This is a genomic window from Pseudomonas sp. COW5, from assembly GCF_026240005.1.
Classification (GTDB): Bacteria; Pseudomonadota; Gammaproteobacteria; order Pseudomonadales; family Pseudomonadaceae; genus Aquipseudomonas; species Aquipseudomonas kribbensis.
The window spans coordinates 5,305,086-5,330,343 of record NZ_JAPHVP010000001.1 but is presented as its reverse complement, the minus strand read 5'-3'; the positions used below and the strand labels follow the sequence as shown (position 1 = coordinate 5,330,343).

Sequence of the window (25,258 nt, the reverse complement as noted above, 5' to 3'; positions counted from 1 at the left end):
TAAAACTCGAAAGCTCTTGAATAACAAGAACCTTTGAAAGATTAAAAAGCTTCACTTACGCTATTTCAATCCATTAAACCCCAAGTTCCTGGTGCGCTTTTATCTTCGGCTATTCCTCCCCCTCCCAACTTCAATGCCAGACGCAAATTGTTGATGGAGTCAGCATATTTCAGAGCCTCCTCTTCAGCGATGGCACCTTCGACCACCAGTTGATACAGAGCCTTGTCGAAGGTCTGCATCCCCTGATCCTCGGACTTATCCATGATGCCTTTCAACTCTCCGAGCTCGTTGCGCCTGATCAAATCGGCGATGGTCGGAGATCCCAGCATCACTTCCACTGCCGCCCTGCGCTGGCCGTCGATTGCTCGAACCAGACGCTGCGACACGAAAGCCTTGAGGTTATTGCCGAGCGCATGCAGTAGTTGCGGCCGGCGCTCTTCAGGAAAGAAATTGATGATTCGGTCCAGTGCCTGATTGGCGTTATTGGCGTGCAGCGTCGACAACACCAGATGCCCGGTTTCCGCAAATGCCAGCGCATGCTCCATGGTCTCGTGGTCGCGGATTTCGCCGATCAACACCACATCCGGCGCCTGACGCAGGGTATTTTTCAACGCAGCATGAAAGCTGCGGGTGTCGACCCCGACTTCTCGCTGGTTGATGATCGATTTCTTGTGGCGATGGATATACTCCACCGGATCCTCGATGGTGATGATGTGCCCGCAGCTATGGCGATTGCGATGGTCGATCAGCGCCGCCAATGAAGTGGACTTACCCGAATCGGTAGCGCCGACGAACAGGATCAGCCCCTGCTTGAGCATGACCGTTTCCAGCAACACGGGGGGTAACTTGAGATCCTCGAAGCGCGGGATGTCGAGCTTGACGTTACGGATCACGATCGACACGTCATTACGCTGTTTGAAGATATTGACCCGGAAGCGGCCGATCCCTGTTCGGGAAATCGCCAGGTTCATTTCCAGATCCCGGTCGAACTCCCGGCGCTGCTCGGCGTCCATCAGGGACGCGGCGACAGTCGCCACCTCACCGGGCTTGAACGGTTGTTCGCCCAGAGGCGTCAGCACCCCGTCAAACCGCGCACTCGGCGGTGCGCCCGTGGACAGGAACAGATCCGAGCCGTGTCGGCTCGCCAGTTGTTTGAGCAGTGCGTCGATTTCCATGGCCAGTAACACCCGCGAAGCTTTCAATGAATACAAGACCGTGCGTCGTGACGCGACGGGCCTTTCAGCGTCTACCGCACTAGGATAGTAGACGCCGCCTCACCGACCGACGCTCAGGACTGATGTGATGAACGCTGTACCGAACACCAACGACGCCCAGGCATTGATCGCCCGCACCGACTGGAGCCGCAGCCCGCTCGGCAGCGCCGGCACCTGGCCGCAGAGCCTGCGCACCGCGGTGGACATCGTGATTCACTCGCCGATGCCGATGCTGCTGTTGTGGGGTCCACAGCTCACCCAGATCTACAACAACGGCTTCGCGGTACTGGCCGGCAACAAGCATCCACACGCTTTCGGACAGCCGGCGCACCAGATATGGCCTGAACTTCGAGACTTTACCGACCCGATTTACAGCGCCGTCCTACAGGGCCAGGTGCGAACCTACAGTGAACGACGCTTCACCCTGCAACGGGACGGCAAGGAGTCCGACTTCTGGCTGGACCTGACTTACAGCCCGATCCGCGACGAAAGCGCGCAAGTGGCCGGCATTCTGGTCACTGCCATCGAAACCAATGAACGCCGACGCATCGCCCTGGAACTCAAGCAGCGTTCCGAAGAAAGTCTCAAGGCGCAAAAACAGACCGAGGAGCGCCTGCAACTGGCGCTGGCGGCCACCGACGCGGTTGGCACCTGGGACTGGGACATCGGTCAGGACCGCTTCATCGCCGATGCGCACTTCGCCCAGTTGCACGGGGTCGACCCGGCGTTGGCCAGCCAGTTGCCGATCAGTGAATACCTGCACGGCGTGCACCCGGAAGACCGCGCGCTGATCGCCCGCAGCATCAAGCATTGCATCACCCATGGCACCGAATACGCCGAGGAATACCGTCTGTTGCAGGCCAATGGCGACGTGCGCTGGGTCTTCGCTCGCGGGCGTTGCTACAAGGATCATCACGGGCGGCCAATGCGGTTTCTCGGCGCGGCACTGGACCTGACCGAACGCAAGCACACCGAGCAGGCTCTGCGCCAAAGCCAGACCGAGCTGCAACTGATCATCAACGCGATGCCGATCCTGATCAGTTACGTTGACCGCGAAGAGCGTTTTCGCCTGAACAATGCCGCGTACCTGGACTGGTACGGGCTGACCCCGCAGGAGCTGTACGGTCGCACTATTCGCGAAGTGATCGGCGAAGAGTCCTACTTTCTGCGCGCCCCGTACATCGCCGAGGCCCTCGCCGGCCGGCCCTGTTCATTCAGCCTTTACACGCCCCATCGCGATGGTACTCAACGCCATGCCCTGATGAACTACCTGCCACGCCACGGCCCGGACGGCGCGGTGAACGGTTTCTACATCTTCGTGATCGACGAGACCGAACGCAAAAAGACCGAAGAAGCCCTGCGCAACCTCAATGAAACCCTTGAGGAGCGCGTCAGCGCGCGTACCGAGCAACTGGCCCAGGCCAACCAGCGCCTGCAAAACGAAATGTTCGAACGCGAACGCGCCGAAGACGCGTTGCGCCATGCGCAGAAAATGGAAGCGGTCGGTCAGCTCACCGGCGGTATCGCCCATGACTTCAACAACATGCTGACCGGGATCATCGGCAGCCTCGACCTCATGCAGCGCTACATCGCCAGCGGTCGCGCCGACGAGATTGGCCGGTTCACCGATGCCGCGGTGTCATCGGCCAATCGCGCCGCGGCGTTGACCCACCGCTTGCTGGCGTTCTCCCGGCGCCAGTCGCTGGATCGCAAGACCCTCAACGTCAATGAACTGATCCATTCGCTGGAGGACCTGATCCGCCGCACCAAAGGCGATCCGATCGAACTGACCTTGCGCCTGGCCGACAACGTCTGGCCCGTCAGCACCGATGTCAGCCAATTGGAAAACGCCCTGCTCAACCTGGTGATCAACGCCCGCGACGCCATGCCGGATGGCGGCGAGCTGCTGATCGAAACGGCCAACGTTTATCTCGATGGCAACGACATCACCACCCTCGAACCGGTCAAGGCCGGTGATTACCTGATGCTCGCGGTGAGCGACAACGGCACCGGCATGACGCCCTCGGTGCGCTCCAAGGCCTTCGATCCGTTCTTCACCACCAAACCGATCGGCCAGGGCACCGGGCTCGGGTTGTCGATGATTTATGGCTTTGCCCAGCAATCCGGCGGGCACGTCAGCCTCGACAGCCTGCCGGGCCAGGGCACCTGTGTGCGCCTGTACTTGCCTCGCCTGCATTCTCTGGTGGCGGAGCCGGCGGTGACTGAAACGGTGACGCAGACACCCGCCGTTGCGACCGGCGAAACCGTGGTGGTGGTCGAAGACGATCCGGCGGTGCGCATGCTGGTCATGGACCTGCTCAAGGAGCTGGGTTATCGCGCCCATGAAGCCGAAGACGCCAAGGGTGCCCTGCCGTTGCTGGAGTCCGACCTGCGTGTCGACCTGCTGGTGACCGATGTCGGCCTGCCGGGCATGAACGGCCGACAACTGGCGGAGATCGCCCGCCAGCATCGCCCGGGGCTCAAAGTGTTGTTCATGACCGGCTATGCGCAGAAAGCTGCCGAGCGTCAGGGCTTTCTGGAGGACGGCATGGATATGGTGGCCAAGCCGTTCTCCATTGATCTTCTGGCTGGCAAGATCCGTACGATGATCAGCCAAAACCCGTGACTTGAGGCATAATCCGCGCCCCGCCGTCACCCCGCTACAGGTATTGCACGATGAAAGCCCAAGCCCGCCATATTCTGGTCAAGACTGCCGATGAGGCTGAAAAACTCAAACAACGCATCGCCAACGGTGAAGCGTTCGATGTGCTGGCGAAGAAGTTTTCGACCTGCCCGTCCGGCAAGCGCGGAGGCGATCTGGGTGAAGTGCGGCCGGGACAGATGGTCGGTGCGATTGATGCGGTGATCTTCAAGAAACCGCTGCGCACCGTGCACGGGCCGATCAAGAGCAAATTCGGCTATCACCTGGTGCAGGTGTTTTTCCGCGATTGATGCAGCGCCCCGAAGGCGCAGCTTCGGCAGCGCCTTCAGGGATCGGATTCACGCCCTGGGGATCAGTGCTCCAGGCACTTGGATCACCCGACTTGCCAACCGATGCCCCGCCTCTGCCGCCTGCGCAGGGCTTGCCCCAGACAAGCGACTGGCCAGATACGCCGCACTGAACGAATCCCCCGCCGCCGTGGTGTCCACTACCTTCTCGACCTTCTGTGCCGGCACTTCGAACGCTTCCCCGTCGCAACGGATCAGACAGGCTTCGGCACCGCGCTTGAGCACCACTTCCGGCGTGCCGATCTGCGCGTACGCTTCAAACACCGCGTCACAGTCTTCGAAATGGAACAGCGCCTGCTCGTCGTCCACCGTCAGCAACGCCAGATCGACATGGGGCAACACGCTGCGATACGCCGCCCGCGCCTCTTCTACCGAGACCCACAGCCGTGGCCGGTAATTGTTGTCGAAGACTATTCGCGCATCGCGCTGGCGGGCCTCGATCAAGGTCTGAATCAGCTTTTCCCGGCCCTGCGCACCGAGCACTGCCAGCGTAATACCGCTGAAATACAGCACGTCGTAGTCCGGCAACGCCGCGAGAATCGGCGCGGCGGCCGGCGTGGTGAAGCAGTCGCGAACGGCGGCTTCGTTGCGCCAGTACAGAAAGCGCCGCTCCCCGGCAGCATCGGTCTGGATGCAATACAGGCCCGGCAAACGACCGGGCAGGCGCTGGACCAGGCCCAGGCCAATGTTTTCAGCGGCCCAACTGCGGCACATGGCGTCGCTGAAACTGTCGTCGCCCAGCGCAGTAACGTAGTCCACCTGCGCCTTGTCACCCATGGCGCGTGACAGATAGACCGCCGTGTTCAGCGTGTCGCCGCCGAAACTCTGTTGCAGGCTGCCGTCGGCACGCTGCTGAAGTTCGATCATGCATTCCCCGATCAGGGCGATGCGCGGGGTGTTCGGCCCCAATGGACTGAGCGTGTTCATCAGAAACAGGTTTCCATGGTTTCGATCACCGACAGCTGCTCGTCCACCAGCAGCCCCACGCGCCACTTGTCGAAGGTCAGGCATGGGTGCGACGTACCGAATGAAATGATGTCACCCACGCGTAATTCCACACCCGGTGCCACGGTCATGAACGCGTGCTGGTCCATCACCGCCGTCACCTTGCAGGCGCCGACATCGTCGCCCACCGCTGGCAGAACGCCGGCCTTGTAACGCAGCAACGGCACCGGCATGCCCGCATCGAACGCCACGTCACGCTTGCCGAGGGCAATCACGGCAAACCCCGGCTCCGGCATTGACTGCACGTGAGCCCAGACCTCCAACGCCGGGCGCAGGCCTTCGTGCAGATCGCTGCGACGGTCGAGCACGCAGCACTGGGCCTCTTTGTAGATGCCATGGTCGTGAGCCACGTAGCTGCCGGGACGCAACACGCTGAGGAAACGCCCGCCAGCGTTCTGCGCTTCGAACGATTCGGCGATCAAGTCGTACCAGGCCGAACCCGATGCAGTGATGATCGGTTTGGCGATGGCAAACGCGCCGCTGTCCTGCAACTGCACCGCCAGACGCACCAGCGAGGCGGCGAATTCACGGATGCCGCTGACGGCGTGATCGCCATGGATCACGCCTTCGTAACCCTCGATACCGGTCAGCGCCAGTGCCGGTTGCGCACCGATGGCCTTGGCCAGTTCGATGACTTCCTGCTCGCTGCGGCAACCGCAACGGCCGCCAACGACGCCGTATTCGATCATCACGTTCAGGCGCACACCGCGCGACGCGAAGTAAGCGCCCAGATCGGCGACGTTGTCCGGGTGATCGACCATGCAATAGAAATCGAAGCCCGAATCGGCCGCCAGCAGGTCGGCAATCAACGCCATGTTCGGCGTGCCGACCAGTTGGTTGGCCATCAACACCCGGCGCACGCCGTGGGCGTAAGCGGCACGGGTCTGGGTGGCACTGGCCAGGGTGATGCCCCAGGCGCCGGCGTCGAGCTGACGACGAAACAGCGCCGGGGTCATGCTGGTCTTGCCGTGGGGCGCGAGTTCGGCACCACTGTCGCTGACGAATTTCTGCATCCAGAGGATGTTGTGCTCCAGCGCTTCGCGATGCAGCACCAGCGCCGGCAGGCTGATGTCACGCACCAATTGCGCGCCAATGGCGGCATCACCCTTTTCCACGGCAGCAGTGTTGTTGGCAGTCGTCATGGTCGAACTCCTCACAGTCGCGTCCGCTGGCGGGCGCAGTTATTCGTTGATACGCCGGGCGAGGCTGTTGGCGCTCTCGATCAGAACCCGGCGATAGTCGTTGTAGTTGGTCTTGGCATCGGCGCGCGGTGCGACGATGCACAGGGTGCAGATGGCCACGCCGCTCGGGTCTTTGACCGGGGCGGCGAAGCAATGGGTAAAGGTGTCGGCGACACTGTCGAACGAGAAGAAACCATCGATGCCGGCCTGACGGATTTCCTTGAGAAACGTCTCCATCGGCAGGCGTTCGCCATCCGGCAGGATGAAATCGTCGGGATCGATCAGGTCGCTGATCTGCTGGTCGCTCAAATGCGCCAGCAGCAAACGTCCGGACGCGGTCCACGGAATCGGCGCGTTCTCACCGATATCGGAGGAAATGCGGAAATGCCGCTCGCCCTCCTTCATCAGCGCCACCGTGTATTTGCGCCCGTTGAGCAGGCACATCTGCGCGGTTTCCCGGGTCTGGCTGACGATCTCCTGTAACGCATGATCGGCCTCGCGACTGAGGTCGAAATGCCGCAAATGCGCCTGACCGAGAAAGTACAACTGACGACCGAGATAGACGTGACCGTCCTTGCCCACCGGCTCCAGAATCCGCCGTTCGAGCAAGGATGCCACCAGTTCGTAGACCGTGGATTTCGGGCTGCCGATGCCGTTGGCGATGTCGTTAGGGCGCAGTGGCTGGCCGATCTCCTTGAGGAAATCGAGGATATCGAACGCCCGGTCCAGACCGCGTGCCCGGCGCTTGATGGTGTCTTCGGTCATTTCAGTGGTTCCCATTCAAAGTGCCGGGAGTTTATCGCGAAAGATCGCTCCCACGCTCTGCGCGGGAGCGGTCAATGCTCAGGCCTTCTTCTTGTACGCGATGCAGTCGATCTCGACCTTGCAGTCAACCATCATGCTCGCCTGCACACAGGCCCGGGCCGGTGCGTGTTCAGGCTTGAAGTACTCGCCGAAGACCTTGTTGAAACTGCTGAAATCCCGCGGATCGTCCAGCCACACCCCGGCACGGACCACGTCTTCCAGGCCATAACCGGCCTCTTCGAGAATCGCGATCAGGTTCTTCATGGTCTGGTGCGTCTGCTCGACGATGCCACCGACAATGATCTCGCCATCCACCGCCGGCACCTGGCCGGAAACGTGCAGCCAGCCATCGGCCTCGACCGCGCGGGCGAATGGACGTGGCTGGCCGCCAGCGGCGGTGCTACCGGTGCCGTAACGCGTAATGCTCATGGATGTGTCTCCTGATTGAAAAAGTGAAAAGTCAGAACCGCGTGCTTTTGAGAAATTCCGCCAGCCGCGGCGATTGCGGACGCTCGAACAGCTCCTTGGGAGGCCCCTGCTCTTCGATACGCCCCTGATTCATGAAAACGATCTTGTCCGAGACCTCGAAGGCAAAGCGCATTTCGTGGGTCACCAGCAACATGGTCATGCCGTCCTCGGCCAGGCCCTTGATCACGTTCAGCACTTCACCGACCAGTTCCGGGTCGAGGGCCGAGGTGACTTCGTCGAACAGCATCAGGCTCGGGTTCATCGCAATCGCCCGGGCAATCGCCACGCGCTGTTGCTGACCGCCGGACAACTGGCCGGGAAAGTGATTGCGCCGCTCCAGCAGGCCGACCCGTTCCAGCCATTTCTCGGCCAGAACCACGGCTTCGTCCTTGTGCATCTTTTTGACTTTGAGCAAGCCGAGGGTGACGTTCTGCAACGCGGTGAGGTGCGGGAACAGATTGAATTGCTGGAACGCCATGCCGGTCATCGCACGATGACGGGCGATGACTTTTTCCGGGTGGCGCACGCGTTTGCCGTTGAGTTCGTCATAACCGATGGATTCCCCGTCGAGCAGGATCTGCCCGCCCTGGAATTCCTCCAGCATGTTCACGCAACGCAGCAGCGTGGTCTTGCCCGAGCCGCTGGAGCCGATCAGTGTCACCACGTTGCCGCGCTGCATGCTCAGATCGACGCCCTTGAGCACTTCGACCGCGCCGTACTGTTTGTGCAGGCCACGGATGTCCAGCAGGGGCTGAGCGTTCTGGACGTTGGAAACTTGAGCTTGAGTCATGGCAGGGCCACCCGCTTTTCAATGTGCCGGCCGAGTAATTCGATGCCGTAGTTGATGACGAAGAACAGAAAACCGGCGAACAGATAAAACTCCAGGGTCATGAACGTCCGGGCGATGATCTGCTGGGTGCTGAGCAACAGCTCGGCCACGCCGATCACCGACAGCAAGGTCGAAGCCTTGACGATTTCCGTGGACGAGTTGACCCAGGTCGGCAGGATCTGCCGCAGCGCCTGAGGCAACAGCACGTAGCCGAGGGACTGATAGAACGTCAGGCCGATGGCCTTGCTGGCTTCCATCTGCCCGCGTGGCAAGGCCTGTAACGCGCCGCGCACGATCTCGGCGACGTGGGAGCCGCAAAACAGCGTCAGACCCAAGGCACCCGCCTGAAACGCGCTGATCTGCCAACCGAGCGCCGGTGCCATGTAGAAGCAGGCCAGCACCAGCACGAACACCGGGGTGCCGCGAATCAAGTCGACATAAAAGCGGAACGGCGCGCGCATCCAGAACCTGCCGTAGGTCAGAATCAGCCCGGCAAACACGCCGATAACCGTGCCGAACAGAATCGCCAGCGCCGACACCTGCACACTGGTCAGAAAGCCTTGCCACAAGGCTTCGCGGGCAATCCACAATTCATGCAACCAACTGGGGGATTCGTACATCGCAGCCTCCTATCGGCGGATCGCCAGACGCTGCTCCAGGTAACGCAGCAGCATGGCAATGAGGTAACAGGCCGCGACATACAACGCCGTGGTCACCAGCCAGGTTTCGATCACCCGGTAGCTCTCGACGTTGATCTTGCGCGCGTAATAGGTCAGCTCCGGCACCGCGATCGCGGCGGCCAGCGAGGTGTCCTTGAACAGCGAAATGAAGTTGTTCGAAAGCGCCGGCAGCACATTGCGCAACATCACCGGCACGGTGACGTAGGCCTTCACCTGCCACTCGCCCAGACCGATGGCCAGCCCAGCTTCGCGCTGGCCCTTGGGGATGCTCAACAAACCACCCCGGAACACTTCGGTCAGATACGCCCCGGCATACAGTGACAGGGTGATGATGAACGACGGGATCTTGTCCAGCCGGATCCCCAGGCTCGGCAACGCAAAGTAGATCAACAGAATCAACACCAGGATCGGCGTGTTACGGATCACCGTCACATACACCGATGCCAGCACCCGCAAGGCGCGATGCCTGGACAGCAAGGCAAACGCCATCAGCAGGCCGATCACGCAGCCGATGGCGATCGACACCAGCGCCAGTTCGAGGCCCAGACCGAGCCCCGCCAGCAAGGTGTCGAAATCGCGCCACACGGCGGCAAAGTTCAACTGATAGTTCATGGTTGGCAGTACCTTGAGCGGGGCGCGTCAGGGCGCCCCACTCTCACGGGATCATTTGAATTCGACAGGGAAACCGATGGCGGGCGATGGCAGATCCACGCCGAACCATTGCTTGAACGATGCGGCGTAAGTCGGGAACTCAACGCCGGTCATGGCTTCATGCAGGGCGGTGTTGACGAAGTTCAGCCAGTCCTGATCGCCGCGTTTGACGGCGCAGGCGTAGGTCTGGGGGCTCCAGGCGTAGGTCGGGCTGCGATAGCGGCCGGGGTTCTGCACCATCAGGTATTTGACCGAAGACTGGTCGGTGGCGGCGGCATCGGCGCGGCCGGAGTTCACGGCTTGGTACATCAGATCGACGCTGTCGTACTGATCGACCTTGGCCTTGGGCAGTGCCTGGTGCACCAGCTCTTCGGCGTACACGTTTTGCAGCACGGCCACGGTCACGCTGTCGCCGGCGGCCTGCAGGTCTTCGATTTCCTTGTACTTGCTGTTGTTCGGCAGCAGCAGGCCGACGCCTTCGCGGTAGTACGGCAGGGTGAACGCCACTTGCTGCGCGCGGCTGGCGGTGACAGTAATGAACTGGCAACTCATGTCGACCTTGTCGGTCAGCAGATTGGGAATCCGCGCATCGGACGACTGCACCACGAACTCGACCTTGCTCGGGTCATTGAACAGACCTTTGGCCACCATCCTGGCGATGTCGATATCAAAGCCCTGCAACTTGCCGTCCGCGCCCTGGAAGTGCCACGGCGCGTTGGTGCTGCCGGTGCCCACGATCAGTTTTCCACGGGCCAGGACGCTGTCGAGCTTGCTGTCGGCCGCCTGGGCCATGCCCATGACAGCGGACGAAGCCGCGAGAACAAAAACACACGCTTTGAACAAGGATGGTCGGCGATGCATGGCAAGCACTCCAGAGATTGTTTATTCCGCTATACCGGAATTCGGTTTGTTACTACGGAATAGACAGCAGAAAGTGTGCCACGGGATTCGAGGGGAATCAGCAATGGATCTAAATTTGTTTTGAATCAAAGGGATAAAAAGAATGGTGAAGCCTGTGTTACGCGAGGTGTCATAACACCGCGCTACCGTTGGCTACACACGACGAGTATTCGGGCCACATATCGGTGCGCGGTCACAAAAATGTGCTCGGCACCTGTCAACTATGACAGTTGCGACAGCGACCGCAGCCCCTTTAACGTCGTGACGTCTTGTGCATCGAATAAAGGAGGCTCCAATGACGAAGCCGACTCGATATTCAGCGTTGCCCCCGACGTACCGGAAGGTCTTGAAAGCCAGACGCCTCGTCGTCCTGTACTTCTTCAACGAGCATTGCGGTGCCTGTGTGTTCTCCGGCCCCGTTTTTCTCGAAGTCGCCAAGCCCTTCCGGCCCTGGATGGATATCTTCATGCTCGATACCGCGCAGTCGTGTCGACATCCGGATGTCACGGGTACACCAACAGTGTTGTTCTACAAGGAAGGCGTACTGGTCAAAAAACTGAAAGGCATCGGTACGGATGAATCCCTGCTGCAAGACTTCACCCAATTCCTCGGCAAAACCCGATATCCCGCCCCGCCACGCAAACCAGCCCATGACCTGAGCTGGCTTCGCCACACCCTGCGTACCCTCTGCACCATCCCCCGCGCAAAACGATGGAACTTTTCCTGAAAGTGCCACCTAAGAGCCATCAGGTAATGGCACTTTCGTTCCAATTGATCTGTAACAACTAGCCTCGAGGCCGGATTGGACAAGCTCCCATCCGGCTGCTTTTCTTTATTTCTCAGAAAGAGATAGGTGCTGCCGGCTTTCGAGTGGTAGCTCTGCACGTCCCAGGAGGGGTTCATGTCCTTTAACGTCATGATGGTTTTCGGTACTCGTCCGGGGGTTGTTGAAAAAGACCCGTTGGCCCGGGTTCTGCGTCAATGGCCCGCTGTCCGGTTCAACACCTGTCACCCCGTTCTCCACGCCCGGTCGAGCGCACGCTCGGCGGCGGGTAACGGCGTATGAGTCTGGGTTGGGTCGACTTCTTTGCGTATGTACTGTTTGGTCTGAAGTATGTGGCGATCATCCTCGCCCTGCTGATGTTCATCCTCGGCCTCGATGACCTGTTCATCGACCTCGTGTACTGGAGCCGCAAGTTCATCCGGCGCTGGCGGATCTACGAGAAATTCAAACGTGCCGACGAGGAACGCCTGTATTCGATTCCCGAGAAGCCGCTGGCGATCATGGTGCCGGCGTGGAACGAAGTCGGCGTGGTCGGCGAGATGGCGCGTCTGGCCGCCTCGACCATCGACTATGAGAACTATCAGATTTTCGTCGGCACCTACCCCAACGATGCCGAAACCCAGGCCGACGTCGATGCGGTCTGCCAGCACTACCCCAATGTGCACAAAGTGGTCTGCGCCCGACCGGGCCCTACCAGCAAGGCCGACTGCCTGAACAACATCATCGACGCGATCCTGCGATTCGAGAGCGAGGCGAAAATCCAGTTCGCCGGGTTCATCCTGCACGATGCCGAAGACGTGATTTCGCCGATGGAATTGCGCCTCTACAACTACCTGCTGCCGAACAAGGACCTGATCCAGATCCCGGTCTATCCCTACGCACCGGAATGGAAAGGCTTCACCGCCGGGCACTACGTCGATGAATTCGCCGAAAACCACGGCAAGGACGTCATCGTCCGCGAAGCCCTCACCGGCCAGGTGCCCAGTGCCGGCGTTGGCACCTGCTTCAGCCGTAAAGCCATCAGCGCCCTGCTGGAAGACGGCGACGGCATTGCCTTCGATGTGCAGAGTCTCACCGAAGACTACGACATCGGTTTCCGCCTCAAGCAGAAAGGCATGAAATGCATCTTCGCCCGCTACTCGGTCAGTGATCCGAAACTGGCGCTGGAACAACCTTGGGTGTTCGGGATGAATCGCGAGTTCTCCCAGGTGATCTGTGTGCGGGAACATTTCCCACGGGACCTGCAGCACGCGATCCGGCAGAAGTCGCGATGGATCGTCGGCATCGTGTTCCAGGGCACCAAGAACCTCGGCTGGAGCCGCAAGGGTCTGCTCAATTACTTCCTGTGGCGTGACCGTCGCGGCTTGATCGCCTACCTGTTGAGCTTTCTGGTGAACCTGCTGTTCCTGGTGCTGCTGGCGATGTGGGTGGTCACGGTAATTTCCCCTGACTCGTGGCGCTATCCGTCGATCCTCGCCGACAGCTCGTTGCTCTCGGTGCTGTTGTGGCTCAACGGGCTGATGTTGTTCAACCGTCTGTTCCAGCGTGGCTGGTTTGTCACTCGTTACTACGGATTGGTGGAAGGTCTGTTGTCGGCACCACGCATGATGTGGAGCAACTTCGTCAACTTCTTCGCCAACCTGCGCGCCCTGCGGCAGGTGATGGAGATGGGCGACTCGCGGCGCGTGGCCTGGGACAAGACCACCCACGAATTCCCGGCACTGACCAAGGCGCAACGTACTCCGCTCGGCCATCGACTGGTGGAAAAAGGCTTGCTGACCGAAGAGCAACTGGAAGCAGCGATCACCAGCCCGGTACGCCGTCGCCTGGGGCGCGAACTGCTGCTGCGCGAATACATCGACAGCACACAACTTGTGCAAACCCTTGCCGAACAGCTTGAAATGGAATGGGCACCGCTCAATCCGTTCAAGCTCGACAAGCGCCTGATCGATGCCGTGCCACGCCGGGTCGCATCGCACTACGGTGTACTGCCGGTGGCCGAAGACGGCGACACCCTGATTCTGGCCTCCGAAGGCCCGGTCAGCCAGGTCTCGCTCGGCGCCATCAGCCGTCAATTGAAACGCCCGGTGCGTAGCCGTCTGGCACCCCAGGGCCGCGTCACATTGGGGATTCGCTACTGGTACGCCAGTCCCCGCCAGAATGAGGAAGTGCGTCATATGCTCGAAGTGCTTGAGCGCCATCAGGACGATGAAGCCTTGCTGGAGCGGGTCAGCCGCCATCAGGTGCTGCTGGGCAATCTGTTGCAGGTACGCGGTATGGTGCCGCCGACTCTTTTCAATCAGGCGCTGATCGACTTTGACGCCGAACAGATGTCGCTCGGCGAACACCTGATTTCCCGGGGCATGATTACCCAGGAAGTCCTGGAACAGGCCCTGGCCGATCAGGCCAGTGAACAACAAGCCGCCTACCGCATTGTCCGGGAGGTCGCATGAAGCCTGTGCATCGTCACACCCTGCTGATGGGCAGCCTTCTGCTGGGCCTGAGCACTGCGTATCCGCTACAGGCTGCACCGCTGAGCGACTTTGAACAGTTCCGCAGCTATCCCTACATGGACCGCAGTTACCGCGAAGCGAAAAAGGGCAACTGGAAAGAAGTCGAGCGTCTGATGCGCCACTTGCTGGAAAAGGTCCCGAAAAACGACGAAGCCCGGGCACTGTTGGTTGAGTCGCTGGCCAAACAACGCCGTTACAAAGATGCGATGCAAGCATTGCCGGCCAACAGCGACGCCCTTCTCGATCTGCGCCTGACCTGGATCGAACAGGATCCCCCCACCAGTACTCAGGTTGAAAGCTGGATGGCCACCAGCAGCCTGAATGACCGCGTACGCCTGTGGCAGGCTTATAGTCTGAGCCTGGCCAAGTTCGGCGGCGCGGCCAAGGCTCACGACTGGCTGGCACAACTGTCGCCCAAGGGCGATGACAATATCCTGCGTCTGGCGCGGGCCAACTGGTCGGAGCAACTGCGCGACTGGAGCGGCACCATCGACCAGCTCGCACCGCTCGCCGCCCGCAAACAGCTGGATGCCGAAGGCTGGCAACGTCTGACCAATGCTTACGTGCAGCGCCTCGACGAGAAACCGCTGCAACAACTGCTGCAGCAGGCACCAAGTCCAGAGGCCGCACGCAAAGTCCGCCTGGCAATGGTCGACCGCGCCATCGCCATGGGTCACGAACAACAGGCACAACACTGGATTCAGTCGTTGCCGGACTCCGATCTGGCCGACCCGGCACAACGCCAGCGCCTGTGGGAACTGGCGCGCAAGACCGAAGACGTGCCGACCGTGCAGCGCTTGAGCAACGATCTGCAACGCCCTTGCCTGGAGACCGCCGAATGGTTGTCGCGCCAGGATCCGGAAGCAGCGCTCAAGCAATTTCGCGGCTGCACGCCTGACGACGACCCGCAAACCTGGCTGATACTCGCCCAGCGCCTGCAAGCCACCGACCTGTTGCAAACCACCCGACTGTCGCAGCCGTGGGACAGTCGCCGTCAGGAGCAAATGTTGAATGTCTGGCAGGATCAGGGGCGCAGCGACAAGGTTGATGCGTGGCTGGCCGGCCAGACGCAAACGCCTGAAATCGTCAAACGTCGGGCAGAACTTTCGCAACGCATGGGCCGCATGACCGAAGCGCAGACCTTGTGGGAGCTTCACTACCGGCAGACCGGCAATCCGGCCTCGCTGAATCAGGCCACTTATCTGGCAGTCAACAACGGTGATCGCGACCACGCGCAGCAATTGCTGGAAACCGCTTTCGACCGACATCAAGGACGCTTGCCGGCCACTGCACTCCAACGTCTGGCCGGGCTTTATGCAGCTTCGAAAACCACAACACCGGAACAACAACGGCGAATGGCTTCGTTGCTCACCCATGTGGATGGCGCCACCCGTGGTCAGCTGCTCGCGCAGCTCGCAGAAAACGGCCAGTGCGATGCCGTTCAGCAAGCCATAGGCAACCACCCTCAGGTCGCCGGCGATTATCGAGCCCTGGGTCGGTGTGCAATGCCGGATCGACCGGGCGAAGCGGTCGTGTATTACCAGCAAGCGGAAAAACTCGGTGACCGCAACGGTCGGCTGCCCTTGGCCTACGCTCTCGAAGCTGCTGGTGATTCCGCTGGTGCGCTGGCCATCTGGCGCAGCATTCCCGCAACAGAACTGAGCGACAACGCCCGCCTCACCGCCAGCCGCAGTGCCCTGAATGCAGGTGATAGCCAGGCTGCTGAAGACTACTGGCAGCAAAGTACGACGCGTGGCGCCAATGAATGGGCCCTCGGTGCGGCCATCGCCGACGCCCGTGGCGATCATGTCCAGGCACTCGAACGACAGCGTAAAGCCTTGCAACAAGCACCGGACGCCGGGCACTTCTACGCAGCGTCGGTCACCGCACAAAAGGCTGGTGACTTGCCGCAAAGCACCGCGTGGCTGGCCGAAGCGGTACGCCGCGACCCGAGCAACCCGCGTTACCGCGCCGATTACGGCATGCGCTTGTCCGGTGCAGAAACCCGCGAGGAACGCGCCACCGCAATCCCCTATCTGCAACAGGCCACCCGTGACTTTCCCGAAGATTACCGACTCGGTGAAACCCTGGCCTGGCGTTATGACGAAGTGGAAGACAGCGCCTCGGCCCGCAAGGAACTGCGCCGGGTGATCGATCTGGAACAGAACCCGGTGGCCGCCGACGACGAGGATGGCAGCATGGAAGCGCGCCGCTACCGTCAGCGCCGTGCCCATGAAACCCTTTCCCGCCGTGACAGCCGGACGATTGCCAGCACCTGGTCGCCGGCCGGAGTGTCGACCAATGACTTCGTGCGACCGGACGAGAGCAAAGGCTCGCGCCGCCACGCCGATTCGCAAAACGTGCAGTTGGCGATGTGGGATCACGCCCTCGGCGATGAACCGAGCCGCGCCGGCAGTACGCTGTCGGTGTACGGTCGCGTACTGCTGGGTGGACAAGGTCGCTCCAGTTACGCCGAATCCCTCGCCGCCGGTGTCGGTCTGCGCTACAAGCCGTGGGGCACGCAGAACATCAACTTCTACGGCGAAATCTACAAACAGAGCCAGTTCAACGATGACGACAATCACAGCCTGAGCCTCGGCCAGATGCTGGTGCCGGAAAAGTTGCTGGATCAGGTCAATGATCATCGCCAGGACGGTCACACCAGCACCGACTACCTGCTGCGCGCCACCGCTTCGTTCCTCGATCAGGGCAAGTACCGCAACGACTGGCGCGTCGACGAAAACGACTGGGACGAGCGCTTTCTCTATCTCGATGCCGCGTGGTGGACCAAGGCCGGCGATCACCAGTGGCTGTCGCGGTTCCAGCAGGGGCATGCCTGGAAGCTGCCGAACAGCGGTGCCCAGACGATCATGCCTTATGGCTTCCTCGAATTCGCCAGCCAGGATCCGAGCAACGACTGGCGCCAGGATCTGCGCACTGGTGTCGGTCTGCGTTGGCAATGGTGGTACGACGAAGACCGCTACAACGCCTACCGCTCGAAACTGACGGTACGCACCGAATATCAACAGTCGTTGGGCGGCAATCTGTATGAAGGCGGCAACGGTGTGCTGCTGGGCGTGGAGTGGAATTTCTGATGGCTCGATGGATATTGTTTTTCTGCCTGCTGCTGGGCGCCACTCTCGCACGGGCCGATGAGCGGGTGTTCTATCAGCCGCTGAATGTCGATGCCGGCCTGACCCAGGCGCAATGGCAGAAAGTCTGGCAGGACGCGGCCCGGCAAGGCACGCGAACCGTGATTGTGCAATGGACTTCGTACGGTGACTCGGACTTTGGCGGTGCCAATGGCTGGCTCGCCAACAGCCTGAAACTCGCCCGACAGCAAGGCCTGCAACTGGTGCTCGGGCTGTCGATGGACCCGGCGTATTACAAGCGCATCGATGAACTGGACAGCGCCGGCCTCGGCGCCTACTGGCAGGCGCAACTGGGACAATCGCTGGCGCAGCAACAGAAGCTGAGCCAAGAGTGGAAGCTGCCGGTCAGCGGCTGGTATCTGCCGCTGGAGCTGGATGATCTGCACTTTCTGGCAGCCGACCGTCGGGCAACGCTCCAGCGTCAGTTGAAGGATTTCGTAGCAAAACTGGACGCACCGCTGCATGTCAGCGCCTTCAGCGCCGGCAAGTTGGCCCCGACAGTCAACGCCCAATGGCTGGGAGATCTGACGGCCGCCGGCGCGCAGGTCTGGTGGCAGGACGGCGCCGGCACCGGGCGCCTGCCAGTGCTGGTGCGCAACGGCTATGCCAGCGCACTGCCCTGCTCCGTCGGCATCGTGCGTGAAGCGTTCCGCCAGGTCAGCCGTGAAGGCGAGGCTTTTCGCGCCGAACCGGCAACCCCGGATGCCACTTCCACCGGCTGTCATCAAAGTGCAGTGTTTTCCCTGCGATACCGGCCGTGGGGACAGGTGATTCTCGACAACCAGCGCAAGCATCCGGGCAGCAATGTACAAAACCATTGAAGATGAAGTCCTGAAGCGAACCGCACCCGCCGAGCTGTGGGACGAGTTCATCCAGCATGAGTTCGAACGGCTGCATTCATTCTGTCTGCTGATCTATCTGGCCAGCATGGGCATCTGGCTGGCCTTCGACCTGATCGTCAGTTTCCTCGGCGATCAGGGCTTCACCTGGCGCTCGATGGTGTTCATCGCAGCGTTCGCCGTGCTCGCCGTGGTATTGATGTTCACGCGCAAGGCCCGTCACTTCGACTGGCTGAACCTGACGTTCGTTTTCCTCATCACCTTGGGCATACGGCTGGTGATCGACGGCCTGCCGCCGACGTTTCACGGCATCTGGCTGGTGCTCGCTGCCGCCACCACGCTTTACAGCGCCTCCGTGCTGCCACTCAGTCGCTGGTCGTTCTTCGGCGCGCAAGTCGTCACCTGGCTGATGCTCAACCCCTTCATGGGGACCGGTATCGGCCTGCTGGAACTCAAAGGCGTCATGACCATCGCCTACAGCGTGTTTCTCTGTGCTTTAACGATCTATACGTTTTTGAAACTGCGCGAGACCAAGCTCTACAACTACATCATGTCCAAGCTGTTGCTGGATCAGGCCTACAACGACACGCTGACTGAAATCCCCAACCGCCGCTCGTTCATGACCCGCGCCGAAAAGAGCCTGCAAGCAGCGCCTCGCGAGCACGACCATTACCTGGCGATGATCGACATCGACAACTTCAAGAAAGTGAATGATGTGTACGGCCACGACATCGGCGATGAAGTGCTCAAGCGGATCGCGGCCGACATCAAAGCGGTAATGGCACCGTTCGAGTACGCGCGACTGGGTGGCGAGGAATTTGCGATTTATCTGGCGGGCGTTCGCCGCGAGGACGTCGAGGCCTTGGCCGGTGAGTTATGCCGGGTGGTGCGTGAGCAAACCACCCGGCATCCGGTGACCATCAGCATCGGTGTGGCCCGGGTTGAGGATGGCGACACCCTCAACCAGGCGCTGATCAAGGCCGATGAAGCGTTGTATGAGTCAAAGCACACCGGAAAAGACCGGTATACCTTTCATCAGTGAGGCCGTCAGGCCTCACGCTTGAGCAACACTCGCGTTACCCGTCGCTCCTCGACCGCCATCACGGTCATGCCCCAACCGGCATGCTCCAGGCGATCGCCCTTCATCGGCAAGCGATCCAGCAAGCTCATGACCAGTCCGGCGAGGGTCTGGTAATCCTCGGTCGGCTCCGCCACGAAACCGGTGCGCTGGCGGATCTGCGTCAGATTCAGTGCACCATTCACCACAAACCCACCCTGCTCTTCGACCACATCCGGGCCAGCGATTTCGCTGGCGTCCGGCAACTCACCGGCGATCGACTCGAGGATGTCGGTCATGGTCAACACGCCGACAAAATCACCGAATTCGTTTACAACAAACGCGATGTGGGTCGACGCCGCACGCATCTGCTCGAGAGCATTGAGGATCGAATAGCTGTCGAGCAGGTTCAGCGTCTTGCGCGCCAGGTGCTCAAGGTTTGGCTCGTTGCCGGCCAGATATTCCTTGAGCAACTCCTTCTTGTGAACGAAGCCCAACGGTTCATCCACCGCGCCGTTGCGAATCAGTGGCAGGCGCGAGTAGGAGGAATGCATCAGTCGCGTACGAATCGCCGCTGCATCGTCCGCCAGATCAATGTGATCGACATCCGCGCGCACGGTCATCAGTGTACGGATCGGGCGTTCTGCCAGTTGCAGCACGCCGCTGATCATCACCCGTTCGCGACGATCGAACAGCTCCGCGCTTGGTGCTTCGCCATCATCCAGCAAGTCGGAAATCTCTTCGCCGACCTCTTCCACCGCCAATTTACGGCCACCCAACAGGCGCATCACTGCATGGGCCGTACGCTCACGCATCGGGCGCAAGCCCTGCATCGAACGCTTGCGACGAGCACGGGCGATCTGGTTGAACACCTCGATCAGGATCGAGAAACCAATCGCGGCATACAGATAGCCTTTCGGGATGTGGAAGCCCAGGCCTTCGGCGGTCAGGGCAAAACCGATCATCATCAGGAAACCCAGACACAGCATGATCACCGTCGGGTGCGCGTTGACGAAACGGGTCAGCGGCTTGCTGGCAACGATCATGACGCCAATGGACACGACCACCGCGATCATCATCACCGCCAGTTCATCGACCATGCCCACAGCCGTAATCACCGCATCGAGGGAGAACACGGCGTCGAGCACGACGATCTGCGCCACGATCGGCCAGAACAACGCATAAGCGGTGTTGGTCGAGCGCTCGCCGACGTGGCCCTCAAGCCGTTCGTGCAACTCCATGGTCGCCTTGAACAACAGGAACACACCACCGAACAGCATGATCAGGTCACGGCCGGAGAAGCTCTTGCCGAAGACTTCGAACAACGGAGCGGTAAGGGTGACCAGCCAGGAAATACTCGCCAGCAGGCCAAGACGCATGATCAGCGCCAGGCTCAAGCCGATGATTCGTGCGCGGTCGCGCTGATGCGGCGGCAGTTTGTCCGCCAGGATCGCGATAAACACCAGGTTGTCGATACCCAGTACCAGTTCCAGCACGATCAGTGTCAACAAGCCCAGCCATGCCGTGGGATCCGCTAACCATTCCATATTCTGTCTCTATCTCTCTTCAGTGATTTCAGGCTGCCGGGCACGGCAAAGTGCGGCGCGAAAGCTCGAAGGCTGCGCCATCTACGATAGTCGGGAGTCGGAAAACCGGATGCTGCGAGTGCGTCAAGACCGCGCCATGGCGCGAAGGGAACGTGGTTCTTTGAGTCGAACTGGGAGGCTCCGAGAGGGTGTTCATGCAAATCCTGAATGAAAAAAGGCCTTGAAGCGTACAGGCTCAGATGACTTTTCCTACAGCTGGAAATCATTTCAAAATCTGTACGCCTTCGCCGCTGCGTCAGGATTCCGGGTAAATCGAGGCCAGGACCCGTTCGGCATTCGCGCCGCAACTCATACCTTCGGGCTTGGATTGAATGCTGTCGATCACCTCCAGCAACCGCGCCTTGCTCTGGGCCAGATGCTGCTGCATGACTTCGATCTGCTCGACCTTGCGCGTCAGGCCTTCCACCAGCTCCTCGTGCTTGAATTCACCGGTTCCGGCGGCTGGCAGCAACTGTTTGAGTTCTTCCAGGGAAAACCCGGCCTGCTGGGCACTGCGGATGATGTTCAGGGTTTGCAGCACTTGCGGCGGGTAGCGCCGGTAGCCATTACCCAAGCGTTCCACTTTGGGAATCAGGCCCTGAGCCTCGTAGAAGCGAATGCTCGAAGCGCTCAGCCCGCTCTGTTGCGCCAGTTCACCAATTTTCATTTCAGCCTCGAATTGCCTGCTTGACATTAAAGTTAACTTTAAGCTTAGCCTCTCTCCATCACTGATGAGGAGTCAAGCAATGTCGCCCTTCCAGATTTTGAAACTGCCCAACGGTCAGACCGTCGGCAACCGTATCGCCAAAGCCGCCATGGAAGAAAACCTCGCGGACCGTAACCAGGCACCGTCCCGCGAATTGTTCCGTTTGTATCAGGCCTGGGCCGACGGCGGCGCCGGGTTGCTGCTGACCGGTAACGTCATGATCGACCGCCGGGCCATGACCGGCCCTGGTGGCGTGGTGCTGGAAGACGAGCGGCATCTGGACCGTTTCCGCCAATGGGCCGAAATCGCCCGCAGCGGCGGCGCCCAGGTCTGGGTGCAGCTCAACCATCCCGGCCGCCAGACCTTCGCCAACATGGGCCAGCAAGCGCTGGCGCCGTCGGCAGTAGCGCTGGAAATGGGTTCGTTCTCGAAACTGTTCGCCGAGCCCAAACCGATGACCGAGGACGACATCGAAGATGTCATTCAACGTTTCGCCAGGAGTGCCGCGCTTGCCGAGAAAGCCGGATTCACCGGCATCCAGATCCACGCGGCTCACGGCTATCTGCTCAGCCAGTTTCTGTCGCCGCTGACCAATCGCCGTACCGACCGCTGGGGCGGTTCGCTGGAAAACCGTGCACGCCTGCTGCTGTCGGTGATCGAGGCTGTTCGTCAGGCCGTTTCACCACAGTTCTGCGTGGCAGTGAAGCTCAATTCCGCGGACTTCCAGCGCGGCGGTTTCGACACGGACGACGCTCGTCAAGTGATCGAATGGCTCAACGAGCCACCAATCGACTTGCTGGAACTGTCCGGCGGCAGCTACGAAGCCCCTGCCATGCAGGGCGAAGCCCGCGACGGACGCACCCTGGCCCGTGAGGCATTTTTTCTGGAAATGGCCAGCGAACTGGCCAGCGTGGCCCGCATGCCGGTGATGGTCACCGGTGGCATCCGCCGCCTGCCCGTGGTTGAGCAGGTGCTCGACAGCGGCCTCGCCATGGCCGGCATCGCCACGGCGATGGCCATTGAGCCGAGCCTGGTCAAACACTGGCGCGAAGGCCGCCACAGTCAGCCGCAACTACCGCCGATCCGCTGGAAACGCAAACCGCTGGCCGCGCTGGCGAACATGGCGGTCGTGCGCTTCCAGATGGTGCGCCTGAGCCGGGGTCGCAAGCCGCATCCCGAAGTGTCGGCACTCTGGGCGCTGATCCGCGACCGCTTGTACCTCAGTCGCCGGACCCGTCAATACCGCCAGGCGATCGCTAATGGCTGACACACTATGTGTCAGCCATCAAACGAGTAACGTTGGATAATTGCTGTGTAATTTTTTACCCGGTGGCTTGCTCCGCCCTGCTGCTTCGAGACCAAGCCATCATAAATCTTCAATATTTCGTCAAGCCGGCTGTACTCGACCATATTCTTTTCGTCTTGACTGGTCGCGATCAGTGTTTTGATCGCTGTCATCTCAAAGCTGTCTGACATCGCATTAACGGAGCGCAGCAAGTTCGAAAAACATATTGGGGTCGCCATTGCAACCGCCAAAAGTGTGAGCAGTGCACTGTACTCCCTATCCTCCAAAACCTTTAGATCATCGGGCTTGAGGCTGACTTTAATCAAGCGATAGACATTCAGGAATCGCAGCGCGCGTCGAGGCGATGCCCCCATGAACCGCGCCAGTTTTTGCAGCGCTTGCGTCTCGCCGTAGGTGAGACGCATAAGTTCAGGCGTAACACCTTCAACGTTGACGAGCTTGACCGTGAGATCGTCAACCGGTGCGGGGAGAGGGCCATCCACCAAGTCGGCACCTTTTATTCTTTCCAACTGACTCTGCAAAAACTGCTCACTTGATGCACTGTCCATTGGCCGCATCCAATAGGGTATCTGGAAGATTTTCTCCAGATAATCAGACACCGAGGCTGTCTGAGATTGCCCTTCATTTCCCGTCATCAGATTCGGGTAATGCTCAAGCAATGCCTTGCGCACCCAACGCACATCCACCGCAACCATCACCACAAACAACGGAAACGTCAGCAGCAAATGCACGGCCTGCAATACTTCGACGACCTTATCCGGTGGGCAACGATCCAGATCGTCGATGTACAGTGCAATACGTTTGAATGATCGAACGTCAGCAGGTGGTTGTGTTGCTGCGGCGCGCAACCTCTCAATGTCACCGTCCTCCAGCAGCCCGCTGTTGGCTTCCAGAAAAGCCTCCATCTTCGCCACGAATGCCTCTCGCTCTGCCTCGACAGACTCACGAAGACTGCCCGCTTCGGCCACATTGAAGGCCAGCTCTTCGAAGTCCTTGCGTACTGTGGCAATCAATCCAAGGTGTTGCGCATAGTCACCGTCAGTCGCACGAGCACGAACAAATTTCTTCAAGCGCCCGGCACCAGTCCCCTGAGAAAAATCGTGTGTCGCATGCGCCAATTGTTCGCTGGTGACTTGCACCAAAGCCTTGGCTTCATCGACGGATGCATTCATCCTGGCCAGCTCTTGGCTTGCCACCTCAACTATCTCTAACTCCTTGTCAAGGCGACGGTCGATGACCTCATCCAGTACCCTCTTTCCCGACTCCAGCTTTTTCAATGCGTCGCGAACCTTGCCCCAGACGAAACGCAGGCGCGCAGTGACAGCCGTCACTGCGACACTCAACAGAATCAAATCTTCATGCAGGTTACCCAGCGCAGGAACATGGTTTTTTAGCGAAGTCAGTCCTGTTGCGATCCATGGCAATGCAAACACGAACCCGACGAAGGCCCCCACGCTCCACCAACTCAGCAATTGAGACTTGTAACCGCTGGCGAGTAATTTTGCCTTTTCGGTTTCGTTACGCAGGGCATTGGATACTTCTTGAAAGTCTTTTACGTTCACGGCCAATGTGTCGATCCCAAGTACCCTGGCGGCGTTCTTCATATCGGCTTTTGCAGTTTCAATTTTCTCATCTGTACTCTCGCCACTCAGTATTTTGCTCAAAGTTGCAAGGTAGACCGAGGGCGAAGAAACAGTTTTTGCGTGAGCATCCTCCAGTTCTTTACGAGCCTTGAGCAGTTGCTCGGCTGCAGCACGCTGGTCACGGCGGCGACGAACCAGCTCCTTGGCAGCATCCAGCGTCAACATCCGGGAAGTTGATAAATGCTCGAGCAAAGGATCGCGCACTTCAGGATTGTACTTCGTGTACCAGCGATCCAGCTCAATGAACAAATGGCTGACCAGACTCGCCCATAGATTGGTTTCTGCGTAGTGCCACGCATTGAATCGAATCTGCACGACATCCGTATGGAAAGCCTTGGAACCGGCTTCGGGAGCTTGAGGGCTCGGCTCTCCCTTGATCAGACGCTCGATGTGCTGATAGATGAGCCGCATGAAAAACGACTTGCCACTACCCCAATTGCCAAACAGTCCGACTGCCAGAGGCGGTGTGAAATCCTTGGCGACGGCCAGGCGTGCAAAGGCCTTTGCCTCATCGTTTGCCCCAAGACGATCATCCAGATCAGATGCCCACGGATCGTCGTTCTGAGCGATCGCAATGGAGGTCGTCGCCGTGGGTTTGGGTCCGTCTCCCTCACCCGGTTTCACGACTGGCATCACCTCCGGTGAATCCAGAGGGACCTGAAGTGGATCCGGTCGGTGACTCTCAAATGGTTCGTTGGTTTTACTTGCCCCTCTCTCAGACTCTTTATGCACCTTTTGCTTGGCTTCTTGAGGACGAACTATGCTTTCAGGTCGGACGCCGTGCCTCGCATATTGCCCCGCCAAATAGTCCATTTCGCTCTTGAAACGCGGGTGTCCTGCCGAATTCTCGTCAGGCCTCTTCGAGTTCTCTTCACGCTTTGCTGCGTCTTCGTTCGACCTCGTCGAATTCTTGCTCTGGTCATCCATTTTC

Annotated in this window: 20 protein-coding genes; 8 read left to right on the top strand and 12 right to left on the bottom strand. The window is 59.9% G+C overall.

Going from position 1 to position 25,258, the window contains the following annotated elements; genetic code table 11:
* Nucleotides 1-65: 65 nt before the first annotated feature.
* On the bottom strand, nt 66-1,175 hold the full coding sequence (locus tag OQ248_RS24340; protein WP_265814319.1) for a PilT/PilU family type 4a pilus ATPase: 1,110 nt from the start codon (nt 1,173-1,175) through the stop codon (nt 66-68).
* Nucleotides 1,176-1,302: 127 nt separating this feature from the next.
* Between OQ248_RS24340 and OQ248_RS24335 the strand changes: the two genes are divergently transcribed.
* Both OQ248_RS24335 and OQ248_RS24330 read left to right on the top strand, forming a co-directional pair.
* Entirely contained in the window at nt 1,303-3,840 is a 2,538-nt protein-coding gene (locus OQ248_RS24335) for a PAS domain-containing protein (RefSeq protein WP_134827099.1), read from the top strand.
* 50 nt (nt 3,841-3,890) lie between these two features.
* Nucleotides 3,891-4,166, top strand: coding sequence for a peptidylprolyl isomerase (locus OQ248_RS24330; protein WP_065260528.1), 276 nt, complete (start codon nt 3,891-3,893; stop codon nt 4,164-4,166).
* A gap of 48 nt (nt 4,167-4,214) precedes the next feature.
* Here the strand turns inward: OQ248_RS24330 and OQ248_RS24325 are convergent, their stop codons facing one another.
* From OQ248_RS24325 to OQ248_RS24290, 8 genes are all read right to left on the bottom strand, one after another.
* Nucleotides 4,215-5,150 carry a sugar kinase gene (locus OQ248_RS24325; protein WP_265814318.1) on the bottom strand — a complete coding sequence of 312 codons (936 nt, stop codon included), beginning with the start codon at nt 5,148-5,150 and terminating at the stop codon, nt 4,215-4,217.
* Nucleotides 5,150-6,370, bottom strand: coding sequence for an amino acid deaminase (locus tag OQ248_RS24320; RefSeq protein ID WP_265814317.1), 1,221 nt, complete (start codon nt 6,368-6,370; stop codon nt 5,150-5,152). Before OQ248_RS24320 ends, OQ248_RS24325 begins: the two co-directional genes overlap by 1 nt.
* A gap of 39 nt (nt 6,371-6,409) precedes the next feature.
* Nucleotides 6,410-7,174, bottom strand: coding sequence for an IclR family transcriptional regulator (locus OQ248_RS24315; RefSeq protein ID WP_134827127.1), 765 nt, complete (start codon nt 7,172-7,174; stop codon nt 6,410-6,412).
* 78 nt (nt 7,175-7,252) lie between these two features.
* Entirely contained in the window at nt 7,253-7,642 is a 390-nt protein-coding gene (locus OQ248_RS24310) for a RidA family protein (protein ID WP_007912330.1), read from the bottom strand.
* Between the two features lie 31 nt (nt 7,643-7,673).
* Nucleotides 7,674-8,471: an amino acid ABC transporter ATP-binding protein gene (locus OQ248_RS24305; protein ID WP_134020291.1), complete on the bottom strand. Its 798-nt coding sequence runs from the start codon at nt 8,469-8,471 to the stop codon at nt 7,674-7,676.
* Nucleotides 8,468-9,130: an amino acid ABC transporter permease gene (locus tag OQ248_RS24300; RefSeq protein ID WP_265814313.1), complete on the bottom strand. Its 663-nt coding sequence runs from the start codon at nt 9,128-9,130 to the stop codon at nt 8,468-8,470. The genes OQ248_RS24305 and OQ248_RS24300 overlap by 4 nt, the downstream gene beginning before the upstream one ends.
* A gap of 9 nt (nt 9,131-9,139) precedes the next feature.
* Nucleotides 9,140-9,802, bottom strand: a complete 663-nt coding sequence (locus OQ248_RS24295) for an amino acid ABC transporter permease (RefSeq protein WP_007960243.1) — start codon at nt 9,800-9,802, stop codon at nt 9,140-9,142.
* 51 nt (nt 9,803-9,853) lie between these two features.
* On the bottom strand, nt 9,854-10,702 hold the full coding sequence (locus tag OQ248_RS24290; RefSeq protein WP_265814311.1) for a transporter substrate-binding domain-containing protein: 849 nt from the start codon (nt 10,700-10,702) through the stop codon (nt 9,854-9,856).
* A gap of 334 nt (nt 10,703-11,036) precedes the next feature.
* On the opposite strand from OQ248_RS24290, the gene OQ248_RS24285 reads away from it, so the two are divergent.
* The 5 genes from OQ248_RS24285 to OQ248_RS24265 all read left to right on the top strand — a co-directional run bounded on the left by OQ248_RS24285 (nt 11,037) and on the right by OQ248_RS24265 (nt 19,071).
* Nucleotides 11,037-11,468 (top strand): thioredoxin family protein, encoded by a 432-nt coding sequence (locus OQ248_RS24285; RefSeq protein ID WP_265814310.1) that lies wholly within the window; start codon nt 11,037-11,039, stop codon nt 11,466-11,468.
* Nucleotides 11,469-11,803: 335 nt separating this feature from the next.
* A complete protein-coding gene (gene nrfB, locus OQ248_RS24280; protein WP_265814309.1) occupies nt 11,804-13,978 on the top strand; it encodes a cyclic di-3',5'-guanylate-activated glycosyltransferase NrfB in 2,175 nt (724 codons plus the stop codon).
* Nucleotides 13,975-17,133, top strand: a complete 3,159-nt coding sequence (locus tag OQ248_RS24275; protein WP_265814308.1) for a phage receptor — start codon at nt 13,975-13,977, stop codon at nt 17,131-17,133. Before nrfB ends, OQ248_RS24275 begins: the two co-directional genes overlap by 4 nt.
* Nucleotides 17,133-18,011 (top strand): DUF4434 family protein, encoded by an 879-nt coding sequence (locus OQ248_RS24270; RefSeq protein WP_265814306.1) that lies wholly within the window; start codon nt 17,133-17,135, stop codon nt 18,009-18,011. The genes OQ248_RS24275 and OQ248_RS24270 overlap by 1 nt, the downstream gene beginning before the upstream one ends.
* On the top strand, nt 17,995-19,071 hold the full coding sequence (locus OQ248_RS24265; RefSeq protein WP_265814305.1) for a diguanylate cyclase: 1,077 nt from the start codon (nt 17,995-17,997) through the stop codon (nt 19,069-19,071). The genes OQ248_RS24270 and OQ248_RS24265 overlap by 17 nt, the downstream gene beginning before the upstream one ends.
* 5 nt (nt 19,072-19,076) lie before the next feature.
* Here OQ248_RS24265 and OQ248_RS24260 read toward each other — a convergent pair whose 3' ends face one another.
* A complete protein-coding gene (locus tag OQ248_RS24260) occupies nt 19,077-20,633 on the bottom strand; it encodes a TerC family protein (protein WP_119428364.1) in 1,557 nt (518 codons plus the stop codon).
* Between the two features lie 295 nt (nt 20,634-20,928).
* Nucleotides 20,929-21,339: a MerR family transcriptional regulator gene (locus OQ248_RS24255; RefSeq protein ID WP_085710079.1), complete on the bottom strand. Its 411-nt coding sequence runs from the start codon at nt 21,337-21,339 to the stop codon at nt 20,929-20,931.
* 79 nt (nt 21,340-21,418) lie between these two features.
* On the opposite strand from OQ248_RS24255, the gene OQ248_RS24250 reads away from it, so the two are divergent.
* Nucleotides 21,419-22,645, top strand: a complete 1,227-nt coding sequence (locus OQ248_RS24250; RefSeq protein ID WP_265814303.1) for an NADH:flavin oxidoreductase/NADH oxidase family protein — start codon at nt 21,419-21,421, stop codon at nt 22,643-22,645.
* An 11-nt stretch (nt 22,646-22,656) separates the two neighbouring features.
* On the opposite strand, the gene OQ248_RS24245 is transcribed toward OQ248_RS24250, so the two are convergent.
* A complete protein-coding gene (locus tag OQ248_RS24245) occupies nt 22,657-25,254 on the bottom strand; it encodes a P-loop NTPase fold protein (protein ID WP_096821600.1) in 2,598 nt (865 codons plus the stop codon).
* Nucleotides 25,255-25,258 lie beyond the last annotated feature (4 nt).